Source organism: Enterococcus sp. FDAARGOS_553, assembly GCF_003812305.1.
Lineage (GTDB): Bacteria > Bacillota > Bacilli > Lactobacillales > Enterococcaceae > Enterococcus_D > Enterococcus_D gallinarum.
This window is the reverse complement of record NZ_CP033740.1, coordinates 469,724-483,450: the sequence shown is the minus strand read 5'-3', so window position 1 is coordinate 483,450 and position 13,727 is coordinate 469,724. Positions and strand designations below refer to the sequence as shown.

The window sequence follows — 13,727 nt, the reverse complement described above, 5'->3', positions numbered from 1 at the left end:
CTTATGCTCTCATACACAATTTATTTTTTTGCAGTTTGGTTTATACCATTAGCCATAATTATTTATGGAATTTATAAAAAATCAAAGAAGTTTTGGCTTACAGGAATTTGCTTAATTCCAATCTTCCTTATCGTTATGCCGGTAATAGCTATGTTTTTTGGTGGAGATAATATGTAAATTATTTTAGATGAGTCAAAAAAATTGACTCTTCGTAAAATTTTTCATGTTAGTTTTTCCATTCTTGCTATTCTATAGGCTGATTATTTAGCTTATTAACGATAGACTCAATTGGTTTATTGAAACATACGCTACCTAAAAAATAATTAATCGTCAAATGATTTTTGAATATAGGAACAACAAAAAAAGTTGAAGCTAAAGAAATTGGAGCAGACGTTCAAAAAGACGGAACAGTTACAGTTAAAGGTTTAGACGGAAAAATGAAAGTTTTACCAAAAACAGGTGAAACAGCAAATATTGCATTGTCTGTCCTAGGTTCATTAATGGTATTAGGATCAGGAATCATTTTTAAAAAGAGAATTTAAGTAAATTTAAAAGCATGGTCGCAAGTTTCACTAGCAGCCATGCTTTTATTGAATCATTGTAGGACATTTTAAAGATAAAATTGCCCACTTTAAAATTAAACATGTGCTTAGAATCGTTCTAGGCAACACCAATAACAACAGATAGAATCAGCAACTTGGCTTCATTTTAAAATCATGCTATAATGAATGTGCGAAACGAGATAAGTTCTAATGAATAGCACAAAAGCCCAACCTATTGCGAGTAGGTCGGGCTTTTCTTTGCACTTGTTGCGAATACAAGCGTGTGAGTTAGACAGCAACTTGCTTGCTATCGTCTAATCATCTAACCAATGATCAACTAATGTGATTATTAGACCCACTAAAAGTGGTGCGATAACTAACGAGATAATTTGTTCCATGAATAGCACCCCCTTACGGGGCAAGTTGCCGTTAATTAGTATAGCATACTTAATATTCTAAACAGTTGATAAATTAAGATAAAAGCTAAAATCACTAATCACAAGTGATTTGTGATTAATCACTTGTGATTTACAAGGTGTAACGATATAATTAAATGGAAAACGTGCAAAATATTTACATAAACAGGGGGAGAAACTTGGAACTAGCATTTAGAGAAAACTTAAAAAAGATGAGAGGTACCAAATCAAAAGAAAAATTCTCCCAAGAATTAGAAATGAGTAGATCAAATTATTCACGAATAGAATCAGGAAAATCAGATCCAACCATAAAAACACTAGAACAAATTGCAAAGTTAACTAACTCAACGCTAGTAGTGGATTTAATCCCAAATGAGCCAACAGAACCAGAATCAGAACAAGTAACATTGGATTTAGAAATGGAAGAAGAAATAATCTCAACTCTCCAAAATCCTCAAAATACCGCTATATCAAGCCATTTCCAGCCTCTACTTATCCACCCTTATTATCAATCCCACCAACTCGATGTGGCTTGAGAGGACAGAATGAATGTCATTTGAGTATGTTCGTTCTCGGAAACATATCCACTGCGTTTTTAGCACTATCGGTAGACGGGAACATATCCATTCATGATAAAAAATAACGTGTCTAATTGCATAATCATGATTGAGTAGAGTTGTCAAAAGAATAAACATAACGTATTTCAGTAAGTTTTTTTCCTGTAATTTCAATAATGCATTCATCGTCTTCATTGCATCGCCACTTATTCTTCCGGCTGAATCAATACTACCCCCTGCTCTGAGATGACAATAATGATATCACCTGAAGCTGGTATCCCCTTGTTGGAAGTATATCTTTCAAAAAATTTGACAAAACTTATCATCTAGTACAATTTCCATGCCTAAAACCACAATATTAATATCCCTCGACTACTATAACTTCACCTTCTTCATCAGTTGGGGGTTGAAAATGATCATAATAAGTGGAAGCTGTTTGCTCCGTCAATATGATATCATTTTGATGATTTCCGTTTCTTTTTCGAATACGTTCCATAACAACTTCCTTAGGTGTCTTTATATAATAGATTTTGGGTTCTATGTCGTATTTCTTTAATAATGAAATATATTCATTTCTCATTTCTCTAGACCAAAATGAATAATCGAGAACAATATCAATGTTTTGCATGATAAGTGAAATTAGTTTTTCATCAAGATAGGTTTTAATATCTTCTAAAACCTCCTGAGGTAAAGGATGTTCATTCAAACCTCGTTTGAATGATTCTTCATCATAAGATAGTATTGTCATCCCGGTACTTTCAAATTTTTTTGCTAGTGTTGATTTACCTGCTCCCGCAGGGCCGCACATTAAAATAACTTTACTTTTCGACAAATTATCTACTGTATTTTTCATTGATATAACCTCCTATAACAAACCAAGAAAACATGACACTCTCCTTAAGCATTATTACTATTCGCTCTTTTCATGATTTCCTGTACTATTGATGTTTTAGCATTCGCATAGTGCTGGACATGCCTCCATTTATGCATTGGCACTTAATCTCTTATTACTGGAGTTAAATTCATATGATTTTTAATCTGCAAAAAAGTTTATAGCACCGTCGCTTATACCAGAAAATATAACAAACGCCGCATTGTTTTTTTGTGCACTTTAATAATCTATTCAACTAAGGAATTAAGCTGGCTGTCAAGAGAGTAATATCGTATTGAATCTCAGGTGGAAATTTTCTGCGGTATCTTTTTTGACTGAAATGACATTAGTGTCTTTTGGGGATTGTGTATGTAAGTATTTTTTAAAATCATTTTAACAAGTTTTGGACAAAAATTCTCATGAAAAAACAGAATTTAAATAGCATGATAAATTAGAGAAGATAGTTTAATGTGCTTATAGGAACACCCCACTTTTACAGTCACAATCAATAACCTTGCTACTTTCTTTCGAAATTGATAAGAGTCTAAAGGATTGACAACGCTTGATAGTGAGCATAAACTTAATGTACGCTAGTTAGTTTACAAGTGTAAACTAAAAAAGTATGATGTGTCGTCTCTGAAATTCTCCCTGATTCAAGTCATAACCAGAGTACATATCGGTTATTTTTTGATTCCATATTTTTTCCTTTATGTGCTGAGGATTAAGGGGTACCAATTGTAATTGCGCGTTATATGGTCTTTGTTTAGAATCGCTCTCCAAAAAGCCAATTTTTTTGCATAGAATTTTAGATGTGGTACCATTAATTAGAATTATTATAAATAAGAAGTAGGTATCATTGTTTCAGTACAAAGACTAGGAGGAATGGAAGATGGAAATAGACTACAAGGATCATGGGAAGAAGCCGTATATCATTAATATTGAAGACGCCACCACAGGAAATGATAATTACCGGACGACCATTTGGACAGGCAGTAAACTGCAAGTCACCGTAATGTCCATTCAACCGGGCGATGACATCGGTTTGGAAGTGCACGAAGGCATTGACCAATTTATCCGTATTGAAGAAGGAGAAGGCGTGTGTAAAATGGGGCCTTCTAAAGATAACTTACATGTTCAACAAAAAGTGATGGATGATGACGCCGTATTTGTTCCGGCGGACATGTGGCACAACATCGAAAACACCGGTGATAAGCCGCTCAGACTGTATACCATTTATGCTGGTCCAGATCACCTTGAAGGAACGGTTCACCCTACTCATGAAGACGCCAAAAACGATCCAAACGAACACTGAGGTACACTAGGATGAAACAAAAGCCCTGCACCCGTATGGATGGTCCACTGGTGCAGGGCTTTTTTATAAAGGAGAGAAGTGGTATGAGTGATTCATTGTTTCAATTAGAGAAGGTTGGTTTTCAGGCAAACGGAAACCAAATCCTTCAAGATATCTCTTTTACAGTAAACAAAGGGGAAGTGATTGTTTTTTCTGGTCCTTCTGGAAGTGGAAAAAGTACCCTTTTGAAATTAATTGGTACGCTGCTTTCCCCAACTTCCGGAAAAATTTATTATCGAGGTACGGATCTGCAAAAAATCGATCCTGTGGAGTATAGAAAAGAAGTCTCTTATTTCTTTCAAAACGCTTCTCTATTCGATGAGACAGTTCAAGAGAACTTGTCTTTTCCTGCCCGCATAAGAGAAGAAGGATTTGATCGGGAACGTGCAAAAAAATTATTAGAACGAGTTCAAATACCTGAAACTTACTTATCGAAAGAGGTCAAGGAACTATCAGGAGGGGAAAAACAACGGGTTGCATTGGTCCGAAATTTGATGTATCAACCGAAAGTGTTGCTCCTGGATGAAGTTACCAGTTCATTGGACCAAGAAAACAGAGCGATTGTCCTTGATTTAGTCCGAGACATGATGAAAGACCAACAAACTACGGTGTTGGCCGTCACTCACAACCAGGAAGAAATCGATCAAGCTTCTCGTCTGATTACTATCAAAGGTGGAAAAATGGAGGAATCGAAATGACAAACAATTTGGAAATCAGTAATCTTTCTTTGCTTTTATCCTCTGTCCTCTTGATAGTTGCCTTGTTGATTGATTACAAAGAGAAATTGGGATTAGGAAACGACATTTTTATTGCGGGAATTCGCGCTGTCGTTCAATTATTCCTTATTGGATATGTATTGAGCTACGTATTACGAGTGGATAACAACTTTCTCACTTTAGCGATGGTTTTGTTCATTGTGTTCAACGCTTCTTATAACGCCCATACACGCAGTGAGGGGATCAACCGCTCTTTTAAAATTTCAACGACGGCTATTGGAGTAGGAACAGCCTTGTCCTTACTCATTCTTGTTTTTTCAGGAGTCATTGACTGGTCCCCTTCCCAAATAGTTCCAATTACAGGCATGATTGCCAGCAACGCCATGACTGCGATTGGAGTGACCTATCGGTCTTTGAATTCAAAATTTACGGACCAACGCCAACAGGTATTGGAAAAATTGGCATTGGGAGCCAATAAAAAACAAGCGTCCATGAGTATTGTAAGAGAAAGCGTCAAAACGGGCATGGCTCCTTCTATTGACCGAACAAAAACGGTTGGACTTGTCAGCCTACCAGGTATGATGTCAGGGTTGATTTTTGCGGGAATTGATCCTGTTCAAGCGATTCGTTACCAAATTGTTGTGATGTTTATGTTGATTTCAGTTACTGCGATTTCTTCGTTTATTGCTAGTTATATGGCTTACCGTGAGTTTTATAACAATCGCAGTCAATTAATTATATGATTTGGGATGATACACTACTCTTAAAACCAGTGGTTACAATTTTATGTAGTTAAAAGAAGACCTCACGAGAATAATTACAAAAAGAACTTCATTTTTTAAGGAAGAAGGATATTTTTGTCATCGAATCTTTGGAACGACTAGGGCGAAACTATGATGAAATTTTTTATATAGTGCAGCAACTGGATTAATTGAATCCTTTAATAAGCAAATCAAGAAATACAGCCACCGCAAGGAACAGTTCCAAAATGAAGAGTCGATGGAACGTTTCTTAGTCTCGTCTTTTGATACTCACAACCAAAAATTCCTAGGTCGCAGTCATAAAGGTTTCCAACAGGCCGAAGGCGAGCTCGAACAAATGCTGAGTCAACCGATGGAGAATTAGAAACAATCTACAGTAGGGAAGAATCATTTACACAAAATTATTGACACTCCCTTAGCTTCCTCTAAAGTAGAAAATTTTTCGATATCAATATCGTAAATAAATAATTTGAGTTGAATATTGTGCAACTCTTTCAAATTTAGCACAGCAAATGACGTGATCAAAGGTGGTCTCGATTGAAAATCATACAAATTTGTTTTTGCTTTTGATGAATATAAACGGTAGTCCGAACTAAAAACTTCCACTGGATAAAAATTAGTATTCATATTTGAACACCTACTTTCATGGTACTTATCCAGTATAGCACTTAAAAGAAGTCAAAAGTAAAAATAGAAAAAACGTAAGGGATTCCTAAGCATTGCTTCTACATCGTAATTACTTGCAAAAAAGAAATATATAGCGTAGGCTGATTAAGCAACATGCATTAATCTAAGAAGAGTACCGGCACAGAAAACTTGGGGAAGTTTTTCTGGACTGCGCCGAATACTCTTCGTTTTTTTATTTTAACATTATTCTTACTTAATAAACATTAGAATATGAGAAGTTGCATTTAACTGATTTTATCTATTGCTTAATATTTTAATAGTCTACGGAATGTGAGGAGGTATTTAGTATAGTATTAGCATAGAGACAAGAGGCTTCTGGTTTCTCTAGAGTTAACTCCATGGTTTATTATAAATAAGAAGAATGAGGAGGAGATTCGATGAATATAAAAAAGCAGCTGAAATGTTTGATTTAAGTGTGGATACACTAAGCTATTATGAGCGTGTTGGCGTGATACCACCCGTTCACCGCCACGAGAGCGGCTACCGAGATTATACTACCAATGATTTAAATTGGATTTATCTAGCAAAAAACTTGCGAAATGCTGGATTGTCGATTGAATCTTTAATTGATTTTGCTCAACTAGTTCAATTACGTGAAACACAAAATGATGCTATATAGATAGAAGGAAAAATTTGGGAGGTTATCATTCTGGATGAAAAATAAGCGTAGCTATTAAAGAATTTTACATTTAACTGCTGAAAAGGAATGGTAAGATTCTCCAAAAATTGTCAATGAGGTTCAAACGATAGAAACAACTATTTTAGACGGACGCGCTTCGCCCATGAACTATTAGGAGTCAAACGGAATAAGAGTTACTGAATCATAAGAACAATGTCAGAAACTATGCAACGATCAGTGGCTGCGTAGCTAACGAACTACCGTGTCGAGTAATTATTACAAAACTTATTAAACCCGTGGTGCTAGTTAATTTTTTCCTAGAGGAAAATGTCTAAACATGTTGGTAAATCAACAAAAAAACGCATATAGTAGTCTCAAAACTCCCAAGAAATGAGGACTACATATGCGTTCATCAAAATATACTGAACATTATACAGATACTTTTATAACATTCAAGGAAATTATGAGAACTGTTTCTAACATATACCACAATTGTGTACCAGATAAGATTAAAAACCGAAGAAATACTGATCAACTGAAGCAACGCGATACAGTGATTATTGCTTGTGTTATATGGGGCAAAATTAATGGCTATACTAACCAAAGAGCCACGTATAGAGCGGTTTGTTCCGTCTTATTTCCTAATGGTGACTTTCCTAGTAGGAGTCGATTCACTCGCTTAAGTTCAAACTTAGCTTACACTATCAAGATTATTCGATACTTTTTCATCAAGAAGCTCACCAAAGGTGAACTAGTCGGAATTATAGATAGTTTTCCTAGTTTATTATGTAAACCAGTTAGAAATAGACAAGCAAAACTATTGAATCAAATAGCCAAAGTTGGCTATAACTCAACAAAAAAATCTTATTTTTATGGTCTTAAAATTCATATGATCGTTACTAAGACTGGCTTTCCGATTACTTACTAAATCACGAATCCAGGTGTCCATGACGTGAAAGTGTTAGAGACTTTATCGGAAGAAGCGAATCTTCCCAATATCCTAGGGGACAAAGGATATATTAGCCATAAAATCCATGAAAAGCTTGCCCTTAAGGGCATTACTATATCCGTTCCGCCACGTAAAAACATGGATAAATCTGAAAAACTAGACCACAGCTTACTTGGGAAACAAAGAAAAACAGTTGAGACTGTTTTTTCTTCCTTAGAAAAATTAGGTTGTCAAAATTTCAACTCACGTTCTGTTAAAGGGCTAGAGAGTAGATTTGAAAGCATATTACTGGCTTACAGTGTTCTATTAAGTCGAGCACAACGACGTTTTGAAGGAACTTTGAGATATTCTTTAGGATATTAAAATTAACTAGCACCACGGGTGATTTATAGTATACTATGTCAAAAGGAGGAGTTAGATGAACAATCAAATCACACTAGCGTATTTAGATTATGATGATCTAGATGCTTTACAAGTTGTAAGTGTTGTCAGTTTTTATGAATCGTTTATCGATGGCGCAGATCCACTTGATATGCAAGGATATTTACAGACACAATTGACAACTGAAATATTGGCAGTAGAATTGGCACAGTCAACCAGTAAATTTATTGGTATTAAGGATCATCAAATACTCATTGGTTATATGAAAGTCAATGATGAAAAAGATGCTATAGAGATTCAACGGCTCTATCTGCTCAAAGATTATCAAAACAAAGGGTTAGGGCAACGGTTACTCGATGAAGCGAATCGTTATGCTAAAACGAAACAAAAACGTTATTTACGTTTGACTGTTTATGAAAAAAATCATGCAGGTATTCGTTTTTATGAACGTCATGGATTTAAAAAAATCGGGATCAAACATTTTCCTTTAGGAAAACAAGATCGTATTTGTCCGATTTTAGAAAAAGAAATCTAAAAAAACGTCCTCACTTTTGATGCTGAGGACGTTTTTTTAGACTGGTAATGGAACCATAATTCGCTTTCCTTTTTGATAAATCGCTAATTCCGTCACATCTTTTGCTTTTAACAGAGCAAAAAGATCATCGAAATGGAAACGGAAATGTTCAAGGTAATGCCCATCTGATCCAACACTAAACAAGGTACCACCACGTGAAAGATATAAATCGATGACATATTCATATAACGCTAAATTGTCATACAAGTAAGCGCTCTTAGCATTTAATTCGAATGCCAATTTATTTTTGATTACTTGATCTAGAATCGGTAAAAACTGCGCTTCATATTGTTTAAATTCAGCAACGGATAGACCAAATACCCGAAAACCATAGTCAAAATGAGCAAAGACATCTGCTTCTATAACAACTAGTGCTTCTGAAAGTTGTGCAAAATACTGAGGAATCACAATAGCAGGATCCATATCTTTGACTTCGTCATCTAAATAATCAAATTGACCATTATGATGCACACTGAGTAATTTTAAATCGTAATCTTTATCGGCTAAATAGTCGATGATCCGATCCTTTTCAGAAGCGATGTAACCGATTTCGATGCCTTTTAAAACACGATTGCCAAAACGCTTATTTAAGCTATCGATTGTTTGACTGTACATTTCATAATCGGGGATATCATCGACTTTAGTAACAGGATTGGCTAAGTCAAAATGTTCAGTTGTCACGACGTAACCATCGTAGTTTGTTAAATAGTCCTCATTTCTTGGGAGTTTTGAGACTACTATATGCGTTTTTTTGTTGATTTACCAACATGTTTAGACATTTTCCTCTAGGAAAAAATTAACTAGCACCACGGGTAGTATTTTATATTCTTATATTAAAAAGAAAGATACCGTTTGCATCTTTCTTTTTTTAGTTAAAAGGGAGAATTTATAAAATTAATGAAGTTTTAGTAATGAATCTATTGAAAAATTTTTTTCCATTAGTAATATTGTCTAATAATCAGAATATTCAGAAAAAGGAGGGGCAATATGTCGGAATTTTTTCAGTGGAAATTAGTTTGGGAATATTTTCCAAAGGTTTTAAGTGCTTTGCCGGTTACGTTGATGATAGTAGCAGTGGCGTCGATTACAGGATTGCTTTTAGGGATTTTACTTGCATTTATTCGTGTCGAAAAAGTGCCATTTCTGAGTCAACTGGCGGCAGTCTTCGTTTCATTTATTCGAGGCACACCGATATTGGTTCAACTGTATGTTGTGTATTATGGTGTACCCGCCTTATTACAAATGATTCAAATCGATGTTTCCTCATGGAATAAAATTATTTTCATCTATATCACCTACGGATTAAATACTGCTGCCTTTCAGTCTGAAACTTTCCGGGCTGCGATTCTAAGTGTACCGGTCACACAGAAGGAAGCGAGTATTGCTTGCGGATTGACGAAAACACAAATGTATCGACAAGTGATTTTACCGCAAGTTGTCCGTGTCGCATTACCTGCATTTGGTACAACTACGATTGCACTGCTGCAAGACACATCGCTGGCTTTTACCATTGGGGTAGTGGATGTTGTCGGCAAAGCGCGAGCGATAGGCGCAGTGACCTTCCATACACTTGAAGGCTATGTCGGTGCGGCGATCTTGTTTATTACCTTAAGCTTCCTCTTAGAACGTGTTTTCACCGGTCTGGAACGTCGGATGAGTTTTTCGAAAACAAAACAACAAACAGCAAAAGTACCACTGATATCATGGACCAAAAAACAGCAAAAAATCAAAACAACATAGGAAAATTTTGGGTAGAGGGAAAGGGAGGAATTCAAATGAAAAAAACGATTTTAGGTGCAATTACATTGGTGACACTTTTGGTTTTAGGGGCTTGCGGAAGCAGTTCTGCCGACACTGCAAGCAGTGGAGCAAGTGATGCAACAGAAATCAAGGTGGGTACTGGGAATGAAGCATTGCCATATGCTTATTTAGACGAAAATGGTGAATATGATGGCTATGATGTCGCCGTCGTTAAAGCAATCGACGAAAAATTACTTGATTATACCTTTACCTTTGAAGGAGCGGATTTCCCAACGACGTTATCAAATTTAGAAAGCAATAAAGTCCAGATGGCTGCCTATGAATATGAAGTCAATGATGAACGGAAAGAAAAATTCGTCTATGGGGATGTTGGGTATGTGGTCTGGGATACGTATATTGTCTCTGATTCAGATGCCGGTACGGTCTACGATAGCTTCGAAGATTTAGCAGGAAAAAAAGTCTATGTGACGACTGCTACTAACCAAGCAGCAATGGCTGAGGCTTATCTGGCAGAAAATCCCGATGCTTTTGAATTGGTTTATGGGGAATACAACAACGAGCAAATCGTACAAGCAGTCACTTCAGGTGCGGTCGATGCAACGTTAGCACCAGAATATCAAGTCGATAATTGGAACAATTCATTTAGTGAAAATCTAGAGATCGGCAGCGAACCAGTCCACAACTCAGATGCCTACTTATTGTTCAACAAAGAAGCTGACCAAGACTTTATTGATGCGGTCAATACAGCATTAGAGGAATTGAAAGCAGATGGAACGATCAAAGAATTATCAGAAAAATATCTAGATGGGGATTACGTCCCAGAATAGGGAGGAATGGCGATGAGTTTTCAATTGTCTATTATGATCGAAGCGCTGAAAACAGCAAGTCATTATATTGGTACGACGCTTTTTATGGCGTTGACCGCACTAGTCATTGGCGCGGTGGTTGGGTTGATCATCGCCTTGATTCGTCTGTATAGGATCAAGATCCTCGCACCAGTTCTGCAAGTGATTGTCACGGTCTTAAAAGGGGTCCCAGTGGTTTTAGTGATTTTAGCGTTATATCTTATTTCTGCTAAACAGTTTGATATTTGGGCGGAGTCGATGCATTGGACTTTGCGGTTTAAAGATTTCAACATGGTTTGGATAGCGATCGCCGCCTTGAGTTTAATGTCTGCTATCAATAGCAGCGAGATTTTCAGGGGCGCATTTGCGGCAGTCAAAAAAGGGCAGTTCGATGCAGCCAAATCGATCGGCATGACGAACTTACAAGTCATCCGTCGTGTGCTGCTCCCGCAAGCCTGGCCGATTTCATTGCCCATGTTCAGTAATTTGCTGATCTCGTTGGTTAAAGCGTCGGCCTTAGCTTCCATGGTCAGTGTTGTCGATGTTTTTGCGGCAGCTAAAATCACGGCCCAGCAAAATTATCGGTTTTTAGAAGCGTATGTGGCTGTTGCGATCATTTATTGGCTGATTAGTTTGGTCATCGAAAAAGGGGCACAATTACTGGAAAATCGGCTGTTGCGCAAACTAAGGAGGGCCGCATTATGATGAAAGTAACGGATATCCATAAGCGATTCGGCAAACAAGAAGTGTTAAAAGGGATTGATCTTGATGTCGCTAAAGGCGAAGTAGTCGTCTTATTGGGGCCTTCCGGTTCGGGAAAAACGACCTTCTTGCGTTGTCTCAATTTTTTGGAACGAGCAGATCAAGGTGTGATTCAATTGGGAGAAACCACCACCACATTGCACAAAGCAAGTAAAAAAGAAATATTGACCCATCAACGGCAAACAGCGATGGTTTTCCAAAATTATGCCTTGTTTCAAAATAAAACAGCCAAAGAAAATATCATGATGCCATTGATCGTGACCAAAAAACAAAGCAAAGAAACTGCCCTGCGAACAGCAGAGGCTTTGTTGGATCAAGTCGGTTTGTCTGAACGACAAGATTTTTATCCTAGCCAACTGTCAGGTGGACAACAACAGCGTATCGGGATCGCCCGTGCGTTGGCGTTGAATCCTAAGGTCATCTTGTTTGATGAACCTACCTCGGCATTGGACCCGGAACTAGTGGGACAGACATTGGCGCTACTCAGAGAAATTGCGGAAGCCGGTGCGACCATGGTATTGGTGACCCATGAAATGAAATTCGCGTATGAAGTAGCAGACAAAGTAGTTTTCATGGAGAATGGACATATTGTTGAACAAGGCACACCGCAACAAGTATTCGAGGAAACCAAAGAAGAACGAACCAAAGCCTTTTTAGCCCGCTTTACCACACAGCTGGCCGGCTAACAACTATGTAGGGAGGAAATAGAATGGCCTATCAATTCGCACAACGTATCATGACATTAGAAGCATCTCCATTAAGAGAGAATGCAAAAAAAAATATGGAGTCTGCAGCAGCTATTTCCTTTGCTTACGGATTTCCACCGACAGAAGCATTTCCAATGGCTACATTGAAAGAGATCTCGCAAAAATTATATAACGAAGCGGACCCAGAGTCTTTCTTGCAGTATGGGGCATCAGAGGGGTATCCGCGCTTACGGACCTTGATCAAAGAACGTTTGCGTCAATTGTCAAATATCGATAACGAAGAGGAGGTGCTGGTGGTTTCGGGCTCGACCCAAGCCATGGATTTGGCGGTAAAAGTCTTTTGTAATGAAGGCGATGTGGTGTTATGCGAGGAGCAAACATTTTCCGGTGCGGTGAATGCTATCAAAGGATATGGGGCGATACCAGTGCCGGTACCGATGGATCTTGCAGCAGAATCAATGGATCTTGACGCTTTAGAAACAATCCTCAAAACAGACGCAAGAGTGAAAATGTTGTATCTGATCCCCACTTTCCAAAACCCTTTAGGCACATCAATGCCATTGGAAAAACGTAAAGCCATTTATGCATTGGCATGTCAATATGATGTGCTGATTTTTGAAGACGATCCTTACGGTGAGTTGTTGTATGAAGGTACACCGATCCCTAAGATGAAAACATTAGATACCGAAGGACGAATCATTTATGCGGGATCTTTTTCAAAAATTTTGGCACCCAGCAGCCGGATTGGTTTTATGATGGCTGCTGGTCCTGCAATGGAAAAATTGATTTTGGCCAAGCAATCCGCCGATTCCCACACCAATTTTTATTGGCAAGTGGTATTGGCCGAATATATGGATCATCATGATTTCGAAGGTCATGTGGCCCAATTGACCTTGTTGTATCAAGAGAAATATGCCCGCATGCTGCAAGCATTACAGGCACTGCCAACGGATAAGCTTACCTTTATCAAACCAACAGGCGGCTATTTTATCACCTGTTTCCTATCGACTGAGATGGACGCAGAGCGGTTCTATGATTACCTTGATGAGGCGAAAGTTGCGGTCATTCCAGGCAATATCATGAGTGTTGCGGGAAAAGGCTATGAGCATTCATTTCGGCTGAATTTTACGAAGCCGACATTGGCACAGATCGATCAAGGGATCGCTTTATTAGGTGATGCGTTGGAATACGCTATGCCGCCAGCATATGAAGGGGTCATTTAGGAGGT

Annotated in this window: 14 protein-coding genes and 3 pseudogenes; 14 read left to right on the top strand and 3 right to left on the bottom strand. The window is 37.7% G+C overall.

What is annotated here, in order from left to right; all coding sequences use genetic code 11:
* The first annotated feature begins 341 nt into the window (after positions 1-341).
* Positions 342-542: an LPXTG cell wall anchor domain-containing protein gene (locus EGX73_RS02670; protein WP_002337566.1), complete on the top strand. Its 201-nt coding sequence runs from the start codon at positions 342-344 to the stop codon at positions 540-542.
* Between the two features lie 314 nt (positions 543-856).
* Here EGX73_RS02670 and EGX73_RS02665 read toward each other — a convergent pair whose 3' ends face one another.
* Positions 857-940 carry a type I toxin-antitoxin system Fst family toxin gene (locus tag EGX73_RS02665; protein WP_071869432.1) on the bottom strand — a complete coding sequence of 28 codons (84 nt, stop codon included), beginning with the start codon at positions 938-940 and terminating at the stop codon, positions 857-859.
* 197 nt (positions 941-1,137) lie between these two features.
* Between EGX73_RS02665 and EGX73_RS02660 the strand changes: the two genes are divergently transcribed.
* Positions 1,138-1,494, top strand: a complete 357-nt coding sequence (locus tag EGX73_RS02660) for a helix-turn-helix transcriptional regulator (RefSeq protein ID WP_034703964.1) — start codon at positions 1,138-1,140, stop codon at positions 1,492-1,494.
* Positions 1,495-1,873: 379 nt separating this feature from the next.
* Here EGX73_RS02660 and EGX73_RS02655 read toward each other — a convergent pair whose 3' ends face one another.
* A complete protein-coding gene (locus EGX73_RS02655) occupies positions 1,874-2,368 on the bottom strand; it encodes an ATP-binding protein (protein WP_002337568.1) in 495 nt (164 codons plus the stop codon).
* Positions 2,369-3,275: 907 nt separating this feature from the next.
* Here EGX73_RS02655 and EGX73_RS02645 point away from each other — a divergent pair.
* The 7 genes and pseudogenes from EGX73_RS02645 to EGX73_RS02605 all read left to right on the top strand — a co-directional run bounded on the left by EGX73_RS02645 (position 3,276) and on the right by EGX73_RS02605 (position 8,385).
* Positions 3,276-3,698, top strand: a complete 423-nt coding sequence (locus EGX73_RS02645) for a cupin domain-containing protein (protein WP_002307506.1) — start codon at positions 3,276-3,278, stop codon at positions 3,696-3,698.
* A gap of 83 nt (positions 3,699-3,781) precedes the next feature.
* Positions 3,782-4,435: an ATP-binding cassette domain-containing protein gene (locus EGX73_RS02640; RefSeq protein ID WP_002307505.1), complete on the top strand. Its 654-nt coding sequence runs from the start codon at positions 3,782-3,784 to the stop codon at positions 4,433-4,435.
* Positions 4,432-5,196, top strand: a complete 765-nt coding sequence (gene fetB, locus EGX73_RS02635; protein WP_002318452.1) for an iron export ABC transporter permease subunit FetB — start codon at positions 4,432-4,434, stop codon at positions 5,194-5,196. The genes EGX73_RS02640 and fetB overlap by 4 nt, the downstream gene beginning before the upstream one ends.
* Before the next feature lie 163 nt (positions 5,197-5,359).
* A pseudogene (locus EGX73_RS02630) lies at positions 5,360-5,578 on the top strand (IS256 family transposase); the annotation flags it as partial.
* 684 nt (positions 5,579-6,262) lie between these two features.
* Positions 6,263-6,508, top strand: a pseudogene (locus EGX73_RS02620) (MerR family transcriptional regulator); the annotation flags it as partial.
* A gap of 415 nt (positions 6,509-6,923) precedes the next feature.
* Positions 6,924-7,832, top strand: a pseudogene (locus EGX73_RS02610) (IS982-like element ISEfm1 family transposase).
* A 55-nt stretch (positions 7,833-7,887) separates the two neighbouring features.
* A complete protein-coding gene (locus EGX73_RS02605; RefSeq protein WP_002295755.1) occupies positions 7,888-8,385 on the top strand; it encodes a GNAT family N-acetyltransferase in 498 nt (165 codons plus the stop codon).
* A gap of 36 nt (positions 8,386-8,421) precedes the next feature.
* On the opposite strand, the gene EGX73_RS02600 is transcribed toward EGX73_RS02605, so the two are convergent.
* Complete coding sequence (locus tag EGX73_RS02600) at positions 8,422-9,183, bottom strand: PHP domain-containing protein (RefSeq protein ID WP_306297871.1); 762 nt, start codon at positions 9,181-9,183, stop codon at positions 8,422-8,424.
* Positions 9,184-9,411: 228 nt separating this feature from the next.
* Here EGX73_RS02600 and EGX73_RS02595 point away from each other — a divergent pair, with 228 nt between their 5' ends.
* From EGX73_RS02595 to EGX73_RS02575, 5 genes are read left to right on the top strand one after another with little or no spacing between them, the layout of a single operon-like run.
* Positions 9,412-10,164 (top strand): amino acid ABC transporter permease, encoded by a 753-nt coding sequence (locus EGX73_RS02595; protein ID WP_003125416.1) that lies wholly within the window; start codon positions 9,412-9,414, stop codon positions 10,162-10,164.
* A 35-nt stretch (positions 10,165-10,199) separates the two neighbouring features.
* Complete coding sequence (locus tag EGX73_RS02590; RefSeq protein WP_003125418.1) at positions 10,200-11,012, top strand: transporter substrate-binding domain-containing protein; 813 nt, start codon at positions 10,200-10,202, stop codon at positions 11,010-11,012.
* 12 nt (positions 11,013-11,024) lie between these two features.
* Entirely contained in the window at positions 11,025-11,735 is a 711-nt protein-coding gene (locus EGX73_RS02585; RefSeq protein ID WP_021150492.1) for an amino acid ABC transporter permease, read from the top strand.
* Entirely contained in the window at positions 11,732-12,478 is a 747-nt protein-coding gene (locus EGX73_RS02580) for an amino acid ABC transporter ATP-binding protein (protein WP_003125420.1), read from the top strand. Before EGX73_RS02585 ends, EGX73_RS02580 begins: the two co-directional genes overlap by 4 nt.
* 23 nt (positions 12,479-12,501) lie before the next feature.
* Complete coding sequence (locus EGX73_RS02575) at positions 12,502-13,722, top strand: PLP-dependent aminotransferase family protein (RefSeq protein ID WP_005470347.1); 1,221 nt, start codon at positions 12,502-12,504, stop codon at positions 13,720-13,722.
* Positions 13,723-13,727: the final 5 nt, after the last annotated feature.